Source organism: Mycolicibacterium sp. lyk4-40-TYG-92 (genome assembly GCF_030209435.1).
Lineage (GTDB): Bacteria > Actinomycetota > Actinomycetes > Mycobacteriales > Mycobacteriaceae > Mycobacterium.
On record NZ_JARVRX010000005.1, the window covers coordinates 1 to 16,223 of the forward strand.

Genomic DNA, 16,223 nt, shown 5'->3' on the forward strand with positions numbered 1-16,223 from the left:
AAAAACAACAAACAAAAACCACCAAACACACTATTGAGTTCTCAAACAACACGCCCGGCCTGACCGCGCAACAAACCCGCGGCTAAAAGCCGCGGTCCGTGTGCGGGCAGTGAGGAACTCCCAACTTAATGGGTGTTACTCTCGGATTTGGTCTTCGCTCTCCGGCGCTTGTCCGTGTCGCTCTGACCTGGAATAAGTTACGGCAGGGCTAACAGGGAGTCAAATCGCCAGGTCAGCGGACTGTTTCCCCTGGTCAGAGGGGCCGTCATCCTTGGCCAGACCCGCCAACCCGGCGCACCCCGGCGATGTGGCGCTTGCCACGCCGCAACACCAGCCAGCGCTCACCGAGAAAGTCCGACGACTGTGGTACCCACTCGTCGCTTTCCACACGTGCGTTGTTCACGTAAACGCCGCCTTCGGCGACGGTCCGGCGCGCTTCGCCACGGCTCTTGGACAGGCCCGTCGCAACCAGTAGGTCGGTGATCCCATCCGGACCACCGGGTGCCAGCTCCGCGACCTGGCCGTTACTGGCCTCGGTCAGCGCAGCTGACAGCGTCGACTCGTCGAGATCCGCGAGTTCAGCACGGCCGAACAGCGCCTGACTGGCCAATTCGACGGCATCGGTCGCGGCCTGGCCGTGCACCAACGTGGTCAATTCCCGGGCCAGCCGGCGTTGCGCTGCCCGCTCGTGGGGACGCTCCGCGGTGGCGGTCGCCAGTTCGCCGAGCTCTTCGGCGGACAGGAAGGTGAACCAGCGCAGATACCCGACGACATCGGTGTCGGCCGCGTTCACGAAGTACTGGTACCAGGCATATGGGCTGGTCAGCTCGGGATCGAGCCACAGATTGCCGCCACCGGTCGACTTGCCGAACTTCTTGCCGTCGGCCGAGGTGACCAGCGGAACCGTCAGCGCATGTGCGGTCGCACCCAGCTTCTGGCGCACCAGGCGGACACCCGCGATGATGTTCCCCCACTGGTCAGAACCACCGACCTGCAGGCTGCAGCCGTGCTTCTTGTACAGCTCGACGAAGTCGTTGGCCTGAAGAAGCATGTAGCTGAACTCGGTGTACGAGATGCCGTCGCCCTCGAGGCGCCGCTTGATGGTGTCGCGGTCGAGCATCACGTTGACGGAGAAGTGTTTGCCCAGGTCACGCAGGAACTCGATAGCCGACATCGGCCCGGTCCAGGACAGGTTGTTCTCGACGATCGCGCCGTTGCCCGAGTCGTTGAACTCGACGAACCGCTCGAGCTGGCCGCGGATGCGTTCGGCCCAGTCGGCGACGGTATCGGCGGTGTTCATCGTCCGCTCGCCGTTGTCGCGGGGATCGCCGATCATGCCGGTCGCACCGCCGGCCAGCACGATTGGACGGTGTCCGGCCTGCTGGAATCGCCGCAGCGTGAGTAGGGGGACCAGGTGTCCGGCATGCAGGCTGGGCGCGGTCGGGTCGAAGCCGGCATACAGCGTGAGCGGCCCATCGGTCGTCGCGGCGGCGAGCGCTTCGCGGTCGGTCGATTGCGCGATCAGCCCGCGCCAGTCCAATTCATCGAGAATGCCAGTACTCACGACGTCGATCTTCCCCTATTGCAGGTCATCGCCTGTCATCAGTCACTGTCCCCCGGCGCGGGCGCCCGGGGACTGCGCCGGTAGTTCGACACCTCTGGAGTGCCCGGCAACCAGAACCGCCACGGCCGGTCGGCGGCCTGACTGACCCCGACCCGCGGCCCAGCGCTCGCCTCCTGTGGTGGGTTCAGTTCGAGCCGGACCGGAGACCGCCGATCCATCAGGTCAATACCGTTGTCCGCCAACGTGATTCCGAGCGCCTCGCACAGGTTGCCCGGGCCCCGGGCGAACGCGACGGGGGTGATGCCGGACCGTCGCCGATGCGCGGCGACACCACAACCGTCGACGATGCGGGCCGCGCGGAGCAACACGGCGCCCGCCACACCATCGGTGCAACAAACGACGTTGGCGCACACATGAATTCCGTGACTGCGGTACGTGTACAGGTGCCCGGCCGGCCCGAACATCACCGCACTGCGGGGCGTCGGCCCGCGGAACGAGTGCGCAGCCGCATCCGGCCAGGGTCCCGACGGCGGGCCGCCGTATGCCTCGACCTCCACCACGGTGGCGACCACTTCCCGACCGTACAAGGTGGCACCGAGCAGACGGCGAGCCGCGGTGACCGGATCGACGGCGAGTAGCTCGGCGCTCATGACCCGTCATTCTGCCCGGTCCGGCGATGACCATTGACACGCCCACGCCATGAGCGGATTATTCACCATATGATGAGTTCATCGAATGGTGAATTACTGAATCATGCCCCTGACGTCGCGATTCAGATCGAGAACCTGACCGTCGTCCGCGGCAAACGGCGCGCGATCGACGACGTGTCCCTGCAGGTCCGGCACGGCAGCATCACCGGACTGCTCGGCCCGTCCGGCTGCGGCAAGACCACCCTCATGCGCGCCATCGTCGGCACCCAGATCATCACCAGCGGCACCGTCACCGTGCTCGGGAAACCCGGCGGATCGGCCGAACTGCGTCGTCGCGTGGGGTACGTGACGCAGGAGCCGACGGTCTACAACGATCTGCGGGTCATCGACAACGTGCGCTATTTCGCCGCACTGACGGGCGCCGGCAAGTCCGCGGCCGACGAGGCGATAGCTGCCGTCGGACTGCAGGACCACCGAACCGCCTTGTGCGGCAACATGTCCGGCGGTCAGCGGACGCGCGCCTCGCTGGCCTGCGCGCTGGTGTCCAAACCTGACCTGCTGGTGCTCGATGAACCGACGGTCGGCCTCGACCCGGTGCTTCGCGTCGACCTCTGGGACCAATTCGACCGACTGGCCGGCGACGGCACCACCCTGCTGGTGTCGAGCCATGTGATGGACGAGGCCGACCACTGCGGCGAACTGCTGCTGATGCGCGAGGGTCACCTGCTCACACACACCACGCCCACCCGACTACGAGAGGACACCGGATGTTCGTCGCTGGAGGAAGCGTTTCTGACCATCATCCGGCGCAGCACCGCAGCCAGAGCCGGTTGACGTTGCGGCCTTACCTGGCCACCACGGCCCGCATCCTGCGTCAGCTCGCCGCCGACCATCGGAGCATGGCGATGATCCTGGTGGTGCCGAGCGCCGTCATCACCTTGATGTACTTCATGTTCGACGATCTGCCGCACCGTCCCGGCACACTGTCGCCGTTCAACAACGCGTGCCTGATCTTGCTGGGTGTCTTCCCCCTGGTCGTCATGTTCCTGATCACCTCGATAACCATGCAGCGCGAACGGGTTTCGGGGACGTTGGAACGGATCCTGACCACTCCCCTGCGCCGGCTGGATCTGTTGGCCGCCTACGGATCGGCGTTCTCGGTGGCCGCGGCCGCCCAGGCGACGCTGGCCTGCCTGGTGTCGTTCTGGTTCCTCGGATTCGACACCGCGGGCAGCCCCGCACTGGTCTTCCTGATCGCGATCATCAACGCAGTGCTCGGCGTCGGGCTCGGTCTGCTGTGCAGTGCCTTCGCGCGCACCGAGTTCCAGGCCGTGCAGTTCATGCCGGTGGTGATCGTGCCGCAATTGCTGTTGTGCGGCATCATCGTGCCCCGCGAAATGCTGCCCGACTGGCTACGGTGGATCAGTGACGCACTGCCCGCGACCTACGCGCTCGAGGCCCTCCAACAGGTGGCCCACCACACCGACATCACCGGCACCACGATGCGGGACATCGTCATCGTGATCGCGTTCGCAGTCGTCACCATGTGCCTGGCCGCCGCGACCCTGCGCCGTCGGACCCCATGACCGCGACGCAGCCACGGCCCCGCAAGAAGCCGCCCGGCCGTCCCACCGGAACCTCGGACACCAAGGAGACGATCCTGTCGTGTGCGCGGGAGCTGTTCGCCCGCAACGGTTTCAACAACACGTCGGTGCGGGCGATCGCGTCTGCCGCCGGCGTCGACGCGGCGCTGGTGCACCACTATTTCGGGACGAAGCAGCGGCTCTTCGCCGCGGCGGTGCACATTCCCATCGACCCTCAGATGGTGCTGGGCCCCTTGCGGGACACTCCCGTCGACGAACTCGGTCGCACCCTGCCGTCGCTCTTGTTCCCGATCTGGGACTCCGAGCTGGGCGCCGGGTTCATCGCGGCGTTACGCTCGATGCTGGCGGGCGACGACGTCAACCTGATACGGATTTTCCTGGAAGACGTCATCACCGCCGAAGTCGGTGCGCGCGTTGATAATCCGCCCGGCACGGGACGAATCCGCGTGCAATTCGTCGCTTCCCAGCTGATCGGGGTCGTGATGGCCCGCTACATCGTGCAACTCGAGCCGTTCAGATCGCTTCCGGTGCAACAGATCGCGGAAACGATCGGTCCGAACCTGCAGCGCTACCTCACCGGCGACCTGCCGGCTCTGAGCTAGCGCTCGGCGGCGGCGATCAGTCGCTGGTGCTCGGCGTCGTCGGTGATATCGACCGCTTCGTCGATGAGCAGCACCGGCACCCCGCCGTCGATGCGGTATGCCCGCCGCAACCGTGGGTTGTACAGGCATTCGTCTCCGACCAGCAGCAGCTCGCCGCGGTCCTGCGGGCACACCAAAATGGCACGCAAAGCTTCGTCGATCATCCTGCGTCAGCCACCCAGTGGAATCTGCGAGCCACCGGTACCCGGCACCAGGCCAGGCGGCAGACCACCCGGGCCACCGATGACGATGGGGTTCTGCGGCTTCACGCCGGCGGCGCGGGCCTGATTGCGCTTCTGGAACTTCACGGTGTCCTGCAGCGCGTGGATCAGTGGCACCTGGTTGGGACGCTGGTCGAGGGCGGCCTGGATATCGTCCAGGTTGCCCTTCGAGGGCCCGAAGCCCTGGGCGCGCAGCGTGAGCGCCGTGTGCAGCAGCTTCGAGAGGTCGCCACCGCTGGCGCCGATGTCGTACTGCGCGTCGAGGTCGTCCAGGACGTCGGCGTGTGCAGCGGCAGGAGTCATCATCAGCCCGGCAGCCACAGCTCCCGCCAGAATCGCGCCGGCAACACCGCGCCGGCGACGGCTGGTGTGTGACGTCATGCGTTCTCCATTCGATATCTGCGCCCGACGGCGTGTACCCCGACTGACAAACCGCAGCCTAACAGCGCCGACCGGCGCGGGCAGGTTGTCACGACAGACTGCCCGTCCCGGTCAACTCGGCATGGGCAGCCGCGGTGAACGGCACGAAGGAGTCGCTTTCGACGTCGAACAGCCACGAACTGTCGGTCGACTCGGGCACTCCGGCGGCCCGCAATTCCGCGAGCACCGGTCGATACGACGCGTTCAGCGTCAGCTCCGGCACCACGTGGATGAGGTCCGGCACCACTCCGACCGGCAGATCGGCCAACGCCTCACGGAGGTCGGCCGGCAGCACACTGCCACCCGGACGCAGGCTCAATGCCGTGACCGCCAGCTCCCGATCAGCAAGCGGCACCCGGTAGGTGACGGCGATGTCGACGGCATCGAGGCGGCCCAGCGCATTCCCGACCTCCTTGCCGAATACCGCGCCACGCGGGGTGCGGATGACCGAACGGCGGTTGTCGACCATCCAGTAGTCGCCGTCGTCGTCCCGGCGGAACAGGAACTCGGTGGACACCCAGGTGTCCCCCGGCGCGAAGACACCGCGCTTGACCGAGGCCGTCGGGTCGACGGGTCCGCGGGGCTTGGCCAGCAGCACGCCCACCTCGTTGGGCTCGGCGAGCGCCACGAAACCGTCATCGCCCTCGAGGATCAGGTCGTCGTCGACGTCGTAGGCGGCCAACGCGATCTGGCCGCCACCCGGCAGCGGCCGGCCCTCACTGCCGATCTTGAGTCCCGACACGTTGGCCAGCACGGCCTGACCATCGGTGGTGGTGAAGAACTCCAGGACGTGCGCAGGCTGGAAGGCGTCCTCGACGCGGCGCCACAACCCGGCCGGCATGCCCGAGCCGATGAACAGGCGCACCGGGTGGGTTCCGTTGATGACGAACGACGGATCGTCGATGACGTCGCGCAGCATCGCCCAGGTGTAGGACACCACGGTGACGCCGTACTGCCGCAGTTCGTGCACGAAGCGGTCGGGCCGCAGGCCGCGCGACAGGGCAATGCGGGCGCCACCGGCGACCGCGCCGCCGAGCGAGACCAGCAGTCCGGACTGGTGGTGCAGCGGGGTCAGGCAGTAGACGGTGTCGCCGCGGCCCAGGTTGGCCGCCGAAGCGGTGCCGAATGCCGAGAGCGCCCAACGGAAGTTGGTGATCTGCCGGGCCACCAGCTCGCCGCCGACGTTCGCGAAGGCGATGTAGGCCAGGTCTTGCGCATAGCCGGGGTTCGGCCGGTACCAGCCGGGCAGCTCGACGACGTCGGGGTCGATCTGCTCCATATCTATAACGTCATCGGCGGCGGACGAATCGCTGGTCAGGTGCAGGTCGCGGTTCTCGCCACCGCCGAGCACCAGCACGCGCGTCCGAAGCCGGCGGGCAGCATCGAGGTTCGCGGGGTCGGAGATGATGTCGGTGACACCACCGAGGCTGGCCGCGACGGCCAGGTCGGCATCGGGCGGCATCAGGACGGCCACCGCGCCGAGGCGAGACAGCGCCGCGATGGCGACGAGTGCGCTGGGACGGGTCTCCATCAGCACACCGACCCGAACACCCTGCCGCACACCGACTTCGATCAGCCCGCGGACGACGTTGTTGATCCGGCGGTCCACGGCCTCATAGGTGTGCACGCGGCCGTCGAACAGCAGGAACTCACCGTCGGGCGCACCCTGGGCCTGCTCACACATGATGCGGCCCAACGAGATTCGGGTGTGGTCATTGATCTGTCCCAGCCGGGCCAGACGCGGCAGCGTGCGAACGGTCTCGATCGCCAGCGCCCGCGTGGACTTTCCGGCCGTCACGACCGCGTCCGCCGCGGTGCTCGCCAACGTGAATGCCATCTCGGTCGCGGCTGCGGCACCATGCGCGACGCGGACGGCCAGTGGCACCGACTCACGGGGCAGATCGGACTGCAACGGCATCGGCACCACGTCGGCCGGCATCGGCCCGCCGGCATCGAGCCATTTGACCCACGACGCCACCGTCGGCCAGCTCTGGCTGGCCGCCTTGGAACCCACGACGAGACCGAAATGCCCGACGCGGATGAGGTATTCGTAGACATCGGCCTCCGGGGCGGCGCGCTTGATACCGCGCACCGCAGCGGGCTGACCGATGTCGTCGACCTCGCCGACCACGGCGAGGACCGGGCAGGTGATGTCGGACAGCGTCACCAGGTTGCCGTGGATGGCGAACCCGCCGGTCATCATGCGGTTGTGCGCGATGAACTGCTTGAGCAGCTCCGCGATCGCCGGGCCGGACCACGCGATCCAACCCTCGCTGGCCAGGAACCGTCGCTGCTGCTCGCGCGGCAACAAGGCCTCACGGTCATGCAGCTGGCGCAGGAAGTCGAGCCGCGACTGCGCGGTCTTGATCGGGTCGAGCATCTGGAAACCGTTGCGCGCCAACCAGCCCGGGATGTTGAGGCGGCTGAAGACATGGTCGGCCATGAAGTCGGCGACGCCGGATGCCAGGTTCGCCGGCATGTTCATCGGCAGTGCGGCCAGCGTGTCCACCGGAGATCCGAAGGCGATGATGCTGGCCAGATCGCGGGACTGCCGATACGCGGCGGTCTGGTAGGCGAACATGCCACCCTGCGAATAGCCGGCCAGGTGGACGTCTTTGCCGGTGGTCGCCTTGACGGTGTCGATGGCGGCGCTGAGCCCCACCACGTGGTCCGCGAGGTTGCGGTCCATGCCGCCCTCGACCTGGTCCGGCGAGCCGAAGTCGATGACCCACGGGTCCAGGCCCGCGGCGTGCAGGATGCCGACGGCGCCGTCGTCGCGCGTGACGTCCCACATGTCCGCGGACATCATCATCGGATGCACCATCAGCACCGGCGAACCGGACGGGGCCGCGCCCGGACGGGCGTCCGGCGGGAAGTACCGGCGCAGGCGGTACATCGGCACGCTCTCGACGATCTGGAACGGCGACGGCACGGCGCCGGTCTCCAGCCCGCCGTAGCGAAGCACTTCCAGGCCGTTCTGGGCGGTTGCTACCAACCGCTCCACCGGCCCGGTGATCACCGAAAAGTCCACCACCGGGTACTCCCTTTTGGTCAAATAAGCACAAATCCCCTGATTACGACGCCATCATGGCACAACGTGCTGGTTACGTCGGTGTTGCGGCCTTGCTGTTGTGGCCGGTGTTGAGTCCGCTGAGCACCCCATAGAATCAGCGCCTGATGGCGCATCTACTGGGGGCCGAAGCCCTGCATCTGGAATTTCCGACCCGCGTGGTTTTCGATTCACTGACGGTCGGGATCGAGGAGGGCGACCGGATCGGCATCGTCGGCCGCAACGGCGACGGCAAGTCCAGTTTGCTGGCAATGCTGGGCGGGCGGCTCAAGCCCGACTCCGGGCGGGTGACGGTGCGCGGTGGCGTCCGGATCGGGATGCTCGACCAGGCCGACACCCTCGACCACACCGACACCGTCGGGCACGCCGTCGTCGGCGATGTCCCCGAGCATGAATGGGCGGGCGACCCCCGCGGCCGCGACGTCATCACCGGGCTGCTCGGCGACCTCGACTGGAATGCGGTGATCGGCACGCTGTCCGGCGGACAGCGTCGCCGCGTCGCCCTGGCCCGGCTGCTCGCCGGCGACCACGACGTCCTGATCCTCGACGAGCCCACCAACCACCTCGACGTCGAGGCCATCACCTGGCTGGCCGCGCATCTGAAGAAGCGGTGGGCCGCCAACGCCGGTGGCCTGCTCGTCGTCACCCACGACCGGTGGTTCCTCGACGAGGTCTGTACCGCCACCTGGGAGGTGCACGACCGCATCGTCGAACCGTTCGAGGGTGGTTACGCGGCGTACATCCTGCAGCGCGTCGAGCGGGACCGGCAGGCGGCGGCCAGCGAGGCCCGGCGGCAGAACCTGGCCCGCAAGGAACTCGCGTGGCTGCGTCGCGGCGCACCGGCGCGGACGTCGAAGCCGAAGTTCCGCATCGACGCCGCCAACGCGCTGATCGCCGACGTGCCCGAGATCCGCGACAAGGTGGCGCTGCAGTCGCTGGCCGTGACGCGCCTCGGCAAGCAGGTCGTCGACATCCTGGACGCGTCCGTGACCTACGGCGAGCGGCAGGTGCTGCAGGACGTCGAGTGGCGGATCGCGCCGGGTGAACGGACCGGAATCCTCGGCGTCAACGGCGCCGGCAAGTCGACACTGCTCGGACTGATCGACGGCACGGTCGAGCCGACCACTGGCCGGGTAAAGCACGGCAAGACCGTGCAGATCGCCGCGCTCACCCAGGGCGTGGAGAAGCTCGCCGAGCATCTCGACGAGCCCGTGCGGGTCGTGCTGAGCCGGTTGGCGACGACCTACAGCTTCGGGTCCGGTTCCAAGGCACAGGAACTCACGCCGAGCCAGCTGCTCGAGCGTCTGGGCTTCGCCAGTGCCCAGCTGTCCACCCCGGTGAAGGACCTGTCCGGTGGGCAGCAGCGGCGATTGCAGCTGCTGCTGATCCTGCTGGAACAGCCCAACGTGCTGATCCTGGACGAGCCGACCAACGACCTCGACACCGACATGCTGGCGGCCATGGAAGACCTGCTGGACTCCTGGCCGGGCACGCTGATCGTGGTCAGCCACGACCGGTATTTCCTCGAGCGCGTCACCGATCAGCAGTTCGGCATCCTCGGCGGCCGGCTCCGGCACCTGCCCGGTGGGGTCGACGAGTACCTGCGCCTGCGGGCGACGCACGCGGCCCAAACCGGTACCGCCGCAGCCAAACCGGCCGTCGTCGCAGCTGAGGGGCTGTCCGGTGCCGAACTGCGCGCGGCGCAGAAAGAACTCACCGCCATCGAACGGCGACTGGAGAAGCTCGCCGGCCAGATCGATACCGCGCATCAGCGTCTCGCCGAGCATGATCAGGGCGATTACGAAGGGCTGCAACGTCTCACGGGCTCGCTACGCGAGCTCGAAGGCGAAGTGACCGAGCTCGAGGATCGGTGGATGGAGTTGTCGGAGGAAGTCAGTAGCTGAACGTGGTGGCCGCCTCGTCGCCGATCCACTGCCACAGCGGGATGGTGCCCCCGAGGTCGGCGTTGGCCAGGATGTTTTCTGCATCAAGCGCTTTGGCGTTGAAGCAGATGGGGCAGACGAGGAACCTGCCGCCGCCGGCTTCATACCGGGCCATCAGATCCGGCAGCGGCGGGCACCCGTCGCACGCGACCCCGAGCGCGAATCCGGGTAGGGCAAGCCGGACTGCTTCCTTGGTCAGGAACATCATCGTGGGGTGTCCCTGTTCGACTGCGCCGACAGCCACCAGCAGAGCGATGGTGACCTTCTCGGCGTCTTCCAGACCGGTGGTGAGGCTGATCGCCACTTTCGAGCTCATGAGCGGTTCCCTTTCTGTTCGGGCTGAAATCCTGAGCACAGCAGGTCGATTGAGTGGATGCGATCGTCGGCGACGGCGAACATGCGCTGCTCGACAAGCCTGATGACCGTCGGGTCCCCCGGCGGCGAGGTGCGGACCCGCCAGCTCAGCGTGATGCGGTCCCCGACCCGGCCGACCGAGGCGTCGAGCAGTTCGAAGGTGTCGGCGCCGAACCAGTGCCGGAAGCGGCCGACGGCGTCGTCGGCCCCGGTCACGTCGACGAGGCCGGGAGGGATCAGGGCGCGGAAATGCACATCGGGATCGAGGCATTGGGCCAGCGAAGCGAAATCCCGGCCGGCGAAAGCCTCAAGGAAAGCGCCCGCCACAGCCCAGCCCGTGTCGGTGTCGTTGCTCATGTATCAGGTTTACGGCTCGCGGCCGGGCCGGCACATCGGGTGAATGCCCGATCTATTCGGTCAGCCCACACGGAACGCCGTAGATGCAGGGTGAACGGCCCAAGTTCGAGTATCAGCGTTCACCCTGCGCTGAGGGCGCAGGCTACTCGATCTTTTGCACCCTAGATACAGTGTCAACGGCCCAAGTTCGAGTAGCGGCGTTCACCCTGCGCTGAAGCCGCTATTCAGCGGTGCTGACCAGCCCGTGGCGCATCGCGAACATCGCCGCGGCACCGCGGGTCGACACCCCGATCTTGGTGTAGATGTGCTCGACGTGGGTCCCGACGGTCCGCGGCGTGATTGAAAGATGTTGGGCGATCTGCCGATTCGACGAACCGCGGACCAGCAGCTCGAGTACTTCGAGTTCGCGGCCGGTCAGGCCGGCGACGAGGCGGGCGCGTGGTCCGGGCCGGCAGCCCGCGGCGGTGAGCACCGCACTGACGGCGGCAGCGTCGAGCCGTCCGGCGGTGACCTCGGTGTGCATGGCCGTGGTGCGATCGGCCTGCAAGAACTTGACCCGGTGCGGACGGTCCTCACCGAGGGCCTGATAAACCGCGGCCGCGGCCAGCAGGCGGGCGGTCATGGGAATGGACGTGCCGCTCAAACCGCGGGGGTATCCGCTACCGTCCATCCGCTCGTAGCCGGCGGCGGCGACCGTACCGATCTCACATAGTCGCGGTTGGCGGCACAGCACGCGTTCCGTGAGATACGGGACGGTCCGGACGCGTTCGAGTTCGGCAATGGTCAAGGGACCCCGCTTGTTCCAGATGCCGGTGGACACCCCGATGGCGCCGATCCGGTGCACGAGTGCCGCGCGCTCGGCGAGTGCGACGTCGTCGTCCCCGAGGCCCGCGGATCTGGCTGCCGCCGCGGTGAGCTCGGCGACGCGGCGCGAATAGCCCAGGAACCAGGCCGATTTCAGATCGGCGTAGTCGGCGAAAACCCGGAGTACCGCGGTCAATTCAGCGTCGGGGACGGTGGAATCGAGCGACGCACAGCCCCCGATCACCGAGCCCCAGGCATCGACCGTGTCCAGTCCCCCGAAAATCTCGTCGGGACGGTCACAGCACAGGTCCACCAACTCCGGGTCGAACTCTGTTTCCCGGCGGCTGCGCAGCATCTCCAGCGCGGCCTCGACGCCGCCGGCACGGTGGTGCACCTCGGCGTCGTCGGCGATGTGCACGACGCGCATCACCGGTGCGATCTGGGCGCCCCGGACACGTCCCGGCACGCCCTTGCCATCCCAGCGCTCGAAGGCGTCCAGCAGGGCGACGCGGACTTCGGGCGGCAGATCCAGCCGGTCGGCAATGTCACTGGCGGTCTGACAGTGGCTGACAAACAGTTTCGGCATCTCCGCGACGCCCTGCGCCAGGAAGCGGCCCACCATGGTAATGCGCTGCAGTGCCGGCTGGCCCTGCGCGAGGTGCCCGAGGAGGAAGCGCGCCATGCCGGGGCCGACCTTGTCGACCTGGTAGCTGTCGGCGCGCATCTGGAGGTCGTCGCCGAACCAATGGGCCAGCTCATGAGAGTCGGCGACACAGCCCATCCAGGCCAGCAGCGACACGTAGAAGGCGGCGGCCTGATGCTCAGGCGTCATCCCGGCCGCGGCGGCCAGGCGGGTCGCGATGACCGTCTGCCGCAGCACGTGTTCTTGCGGCTGCCCAAGTCCCAGATCGGTAGCCAAGGACAGCGAGGCGATCAACTCGGCCAGGCGCACCTCGGGCGTCCGGGTAGCGGCCATCGGCTCAGCGTAGGTGCCAGGCCCCGTCAGGGTCCGCAGTATTGCGCCAGTTCTCTGGCGATGGTGGCCTTCCGGAGCAGAAACCTGCCTTCGTCCAGCTTCTTTCGGCGCAGCCAGCCGGTGACCTCGGCATTGCACTTGCTCGCATTGCAGGACCGGCACGCGGGTACCACATTGTCGAGCGTGTACCGCCCGCCCCGGGAGATGGGCTGCACGCAGTCCTTCTGCAGATCGGCGTCGTCCGCGCCGCAGTAGGCGCAGCCACCCCAAATCTGTTGCAGGACAGCCCACTGCTGCGTCGTCAGGTCGTGGTCGACCTTCGCCATCCGTCGCTTGCGACGTCTGGCGTAGACGGCGGCGCGGCTACGGGTTGGCACCGCCTGAGCCTACGGCGGCAAACACGCTCAGCCCTGCAGGCGGGCCCGCAAGCGCTCGGCGGTGTCGCGCACGGTGACGAGCTGCTCGGCGACCCTGGCCGGCGAGGTGCCGCCGCGGGCATCACGCGACTCGACCGAACCGGCGATGGTCAGCACGTCGCGCACCTCGGCGGTGAGTCCGGGGTGGATGCCCGCGAGTTCGTCGGCGGCGAGTTCTTCCAACCCGACGCCCCTGGCCTCGGCGGCCTTGACCGCTGCGCCGGCCGCTTCGTGGGCTACCCGGAACGGAATGCCCTGACGCACCATCCATTCCGCGATGTCGGTGGCCAGCGTGAAACCCAACGGGGCCAGCGCGGCCATCCGGTCCGTGTCGAAGGTCAGGGTGCCGACCAGCCCGGCCATCGCGGGCAGCAGGAGCTCGAGCTGCGCGACGGAGTCGAAGACCGGCTCCTTGTCCTCCTGGAGGTCCCGGTTGTAGGCCAGCGGCTGCGCCTTGAGGGTGGCCAGCAGGCCGGCAAGGTTGCCGATGAGGCGGCCGGACTTGCCACGGGCCAGTTCGGCGATGTCGGGGTTTTTCTTCTGCGGCATGATCGAGCTGCCGGTCGACCAGGAGTCGTGCAGCTTGACGTAGCCGAATTCCGTTGTGCTCCAGAGGATGATGTCCTCGGACAGCCGGGACAGGTCCACGGCGATCATGGCGAACACGAAAGCAGCCTCGGCGGCGAAGTCACGCGAAGACGTGGCGTCGATCGAATTGTCCGCCGCCGCATTGAATCCCAGATCCGCCGCGATGGCATCGGGGCTCAGACCCAGCGAGCTACCGGCGAGCGCACCGGATCCATACGGCGACACCGCCGCCCGCTTGTCCAGATCGAGCAGTCGGTCGGCGTCGCGCAGCAGCGGGTGCGCGTGCGCGAGAAGGTGGTGGGCCAACAGCACCGGCTGCGCCGACTGCAGGTGCGTCTTGCCCGGCATGATCGCCGTCGGGTGCGCGGCGGCCTGTTCGGCCAGCGCTGCGGCGACGTCGAGCACGCCGTTGCCGACGGTCTTGATGGCGTCACGCAGCCACATCCGGAACAGCGTGGCCACCTGGTCGTTGCGGGACCGGCCGGCACGCAGCCGGCCGCCCAGGTCGTCGCCGACGCGGTCGATCAGCCCGCGCTCCAGCGCGCCGTGCACGTCCTCGTCCGTCGGCAGCGGTCCGAAGGAGCCGTCAGCGACATCGTTGCCCAGGCTGTCCAAGCCGGCCAAGAGTCCGTCGCGCTGCTCGTCGGTGAGCAGGCCGGCGTGGTGCAGCACGCGGGCGTGCGCCTTGGACGCCGTGACGTCATACGGCGCCAGCGCCCAATCGAAGTGCGTCGACTTGCTCAGTGCGGCAAGCGCTTCGGACGGGCCGGAGGCGAACCGACCGCCCCACAGCGAACCTTCGTTGGTCCCACCGGTGCTCATTAACGTGCCCCTCGTCGAGTGCGAGCGGCCGCTTTTGTACAGCTGAACACGGTGTGTCGGTGCACAAACACGGCCGCTCGCGGGAAGTGGTTGTTACAGGCCCAGGTCGCGCTTGGCGGAGATCTTGGAGCTCAGGCCGTGCAGCTGGACGAAGCCCTTGGCGGAGCTCTGGTCGAAGCTGTCGCCCTCGTCGTAGGTGGCGAGGTTGAAGTCGTACAGCGACTCGTTCGAGCGACGGCCGTTGACGCTGATGTGGCCGCCGTGCAGCACCAGGCGGATGTCGCCGGAGACGTGCTGCTGGGTGTGCTCGACGAACGCCTCCAGGGAGGCCTTCAGCGGGCTGTACCAGAGACCGTCGTAGGTCAGCTCGCCCCACTTCTGGTCCACGCCACGCTTGTAGCGTCCGAGCTCGCGCTCCAAGGTGACGTGCTCGAGCTCGGTATGCGCGGTGATGAGCACCATGGCGCCCGGGGCCTCGTAGATCTCGCGGGACTTGATGCCCACGAGGCGGTCCTCGACGACGTCCAGCCGGCCGACGCCCTGCGCACCCGCGCGGGAGTTGAGCTCCTGGATGATCTGCAGCACGCTCAGCGGACGGCCGTCGATCGCGACGGGGCGGCCCTTGTCGAAGCTGATGATCAGCTCGTCGGGGGTGTTGAAGTGGACCGTCGGATCCTCGGTGTAGTCGTAGACGTCCTTGGTCGGGGCGTTCCACAGGTCCTCGAGGAAGCCGGTCTCGACGGCGCGGCCCCACACGTTCTGGTCGATGGAGAACGGCGACTTCTTGGTGACGTTGATCGGGATGTCGTTCTCCTGCGCGAAGGCGATGGCCTTCTCGCGGGTCCAGGCGTAGTCGCGGACCGGGGCGATGACCTCCAGCTCGGGGGCCAGGGTGTTGAAGCCGACCTCGAAGCGGACCTGGTCGTTGCCCTTGCCGGTGCAGCCGTGCGCGACGACGGTGCCCCCATGGTCCCGAGCGGCTGCGACCAAATGCTTGACGATCAGCGGCCGCGAGATGGCCGAGACCAGCGGGTACCGGTCCATGTACAGCGCGTTGGCCTTGATGGTGGGCAGGCAGTACTCGTCGGCGAACTCGTCGCGCGCGTCGACCACGACGGCCTCGACGGCGCCGCAATCGATGGCACGCTGACGCACCACCTCCATGTCCTCGCCGCCCTGGCCCAGGTCGATGGCCACGGCGACGACCTCTTTGCCGGTCTCCTTGCCGATCCAGCTGATCGCGACCGAAGTGTCCAGACCGCCGGAATACGCCAGGATGACGCGCTCGGACATGTGTCAATCTCCTTGTTCTAGTACTGCTACAGGTTCTCGAAGGTGGCGGCGAGTTCGGCGCCGCTCATCGGTTCGCGGGCGACAACCAAAAGGGTGTCATCACCGGCGATCGTGCCCACAACATAAGGCAGAGCCGCCCGATCTATTGCACTGGCCAGGTACTGTGCCGCCCCAGGTGGCGTACGTAACACCGCCAGGTTGGCGCTGGCGTCGGTGGACACCAGCAGCTCGCCGAGCAGGCGGGACAGCCGCTCGGTGCCGCCAGACACGCCTTTGACGGGGCTGCCGTCCTCGGGCACGACGTACACGCCGGTGCCGCCGTCGGCGCCGCGCAGCTTGACCGCACCCAGTTCCTCCAGGTCACGGGACAGCGTGGCCTGGGTGACGTCGATGCCCTCCGCGGCGAGCAGGGCCGCGAGTTCGGTCTGGCTACGCACCGGGTTCGACGACAGCAGCGCCACGATGCGCGACTGTCGTCCGGCCCGGGTCGATGCCGTCAT

At 67.6% G+C, this 16,223-nt stretch carries 16 protein-coding genes; 4 read left to right on the plus strand and 12 right to left on the minus strand.

The window, feature by feature from the left end; genetic code table 11:
* Positions 1 to 265: 265 nt before the first annotated feature.
* Complete coding sequence (tyrS, locus tag QRN63_RS10765) at positions 266 to 1,564, minus strand: tyrosine--tRNA ligase (protein WP_285030764.1); 1,299 nt, start codon at positions 1,562 to 1,564, stop codon at positions 266 to 268.
* A 38-nt stretch (positions 1,565 to 1,602) separates the two neighbouring features.
* Positions 1,603 to 2,214, minus strand: coding sequence for a DNA-3-methyladenine glycosylase (locus QRN63_RS10770; protein ID WP_285030765.1), 612 nt, complete (start codon positions 2,212 to 2,214; stop codon positions 1,603 to 1,605).
* A gap of 69 nt (positions 2,215 to 2,283) precedes the next feature.
* Between QRN63_RS10770 and QRN63_RS10775 the strand changes: the two genes are divergently transcribed.
* Genes QRN63_RS10775 through QRN63_RS10785 form a run of 3 tightly spaced genes read left to right on the plus strand, consistent with a single transcriptional unit; the run spans position 2,284 to position 4,420 of the window.
* Entirely contained in the window at positions 2,284 to 3,048 is a 765-nt protein-coding gene (locus QRN63_RS10775) for an ABC transporter ATP-binding protein (RefSeq protein WP_285030766.1), read from the plus strand.
* Positions 2,982 to 3,800 carry an ABC transporter permease gene (locus QRN63_RS10780; protein ID WP_267317800.1) on the plus strand — a complete coding sequence of 273 codons (819 nt, stop codon included), beginning with the start codon at positions 2,982 to 2,984 and terminating at the stop codon, positions 3,798 to 3,800. Before QRN63_RS10775 ends, QRN63_RS10780 begins: the two co-directional genes overlap by 67 nt.
* Positions 3,797 to 4,420 carry a TetR/AcrR family transcriptional regulator gene (locus tag QRN63_RS10785; protein WP_267317801.1) on the plus strand — a complete coding sequence of 208 codons (624 nt, stop codon included), beginning with the start codon at positions 3,797 to 3,799 and terminating at the stop codon, positions 4,418 to 4,420. Before QRN63_RS10780 ends, QRN63_RS10785 begins: the two co-directional genes overlap by 4 nt.
* On the opposite strand, the gene QRN63_RS10790 is transcribed toward QRN63_RS10785, so the two are convergent.
* From QRN63_RS10790 to QRN63_RS10800, 3 genes are all read right to left on the minus strand, one after another.
* Positions 4,417 to 4,623 carry a Trm112 family protein gene (locus QRN63_RS10790; protein WP_285030767.1) on the minus strand — a complete coding sequence of 69 codons (207 nt, stop codon included), beginning with the start codon at positions 4,621 to 4,623 and terminating at the stop codon, positions 4,417 to 4,419. The genes QRN63_RS10785 and QRN63_RS10790 overlap by 4 nt on opposite strands.
* Before the next feature lie 6 nt (positions 4,624 to 4,629).
* Positions 4,630 to 5,061, minus strand: a complete 432-nt coding sequence (locus QRN63_RS10795) for a hypothetical protein (RefSeq protein WP_267317803.1) — start codon at positions 5,059 to 5,061, stop codon at positions 4,630 to 4,632.
* Between the two features lie 88 nt (positions 5,062 to 5,149).
* Positions 5,150 to 8,134, minus strand: a complete 2,985-nt coding sequence (locus QRN63_RS10800; RefSeq protein WP_285030768.1) for an acyl-CoA synthetase — start codon at positions 8,132 to 8,134, stop codon at positions 5,150 to 5,152.
* Positions 8,135 to 8,277: 143 nt separating this feature from the next.
* Here QRN63_RS10800 and QRN63_RS29645 point away from each other — a divergent pair, with 143 nt between their 5' ends.
* Positions 8,278 to 10,074: an ABC-F family ATP-binding cassette domain-containing protein gene (locus QRN63_RS29645; protein ID WP_350224442.1), complete on the plus strand. Its 1,797-nt coding sequence runs from the start codon at positions 8,278 to 8,280 to the stop codon at positions 10,072 to 10,074.
* On the opposite strand, the gene QRN63_RS10815 is transcribed toward QRN63_RS29645, so the two are convergent.
* The 7 genes from QRN63_RS10815 to QRN63_RS10845 all read right to left on the minus strand — a co-directional run bounded on the left by QRN63_RS10815 (position 10,064) and on the right by QRN63_RS10845 (position 16,223).
* A complete protein-coding gene (locus tag QRN63_RS10815; RefSeq protein WP_285030769.1) occupies positions 10,064 to 10,429 on the minus strand; it encodes a DsrE family protein in 366 nt (121 codons plus the stop codon). The two genes, QRN63_RS29645 and QRN63_RS10815, sit on opposite strands and share 11 nt — an antisense overlap.
* Positions 10,426 to 10,824: a nuclear transport factor 2 family protein gene (locus QRN63_RS10820; RefSeq protein WP_285030770.1), complete on the minus strand. Its 399-nt coding sequence runs from the start codon at positions 10,822 to 10,824 to the stop codon at positions 10,426 to 10,428. Before QRN63_RS10820 ends, QRN63_RS10815 begins: the two co-directional genes overlap by 4 nt.
* Before the next feature lie 220 nt (positions 10,825 to 11,044).
* Positions 11,045 to 12,604 carry an HD domain-containing phosphohydrolase gene (locus QRN63_RS10825; protein ID WP_285030771.1) on the minus strand — a complete coding sequence of 520 codons (1,560 nt, stop codon included), beginning with the start codon at positions 12,602 to 12,604 and terminating at the stop codon, positions 11,045 to 11,047.
* A 26-nt stretch (positions 12,605 to 12,630) separates the two neighbouring features.
* Positions 12,631 to 12,930 (minus strand): HNH endonuclease, encoded by a 300-nt coding sequence (locus QRN63_RS10830; protein ID WP_285030891.1) that lies wholly within the window; start codon positions 12,928 to 12,930, stop codon positions 12,631 to 12,633.
* 78 nt (positions 12,931 to 13,008) lie between these two features.
* The gene (gene argH / locus QRN63_RS10835; protein ID WP_285030772.1) at positions 13,009 to 14,430 is read right to left on the minus strand and encodes an argininosuccinate lyase; all 1,422 of its coding nucleotides are present in this window, start codon (positions 14,428 to 14,430) and stop codon (positions 13,009 to 13,011) included.
* Positions 14,431 to 14,523: 93 nt separating this feature from the next.
* On the minus strand, positions 14,524 to 15,723 hold the full coding sequence (locus tag QRN63_RS10840) for an argininosuccinate synthase (protein WP_267317807.1): 1,200 nt from the start codon (positions 15,721 to 15,723) through the stop codon (positions 14,524 to 14,526).
* A 26-nt stretch (positions 15,724 to 15,749) separates the two neighbouring features.
* Entirely contained in the window at positions 15,750 to 16,223 is a 474-nt protein-coding gene (locus QRN63_RS10845) for an arginine repressor (RefSeq protein ID WP_212814136.1), read from the minus strand.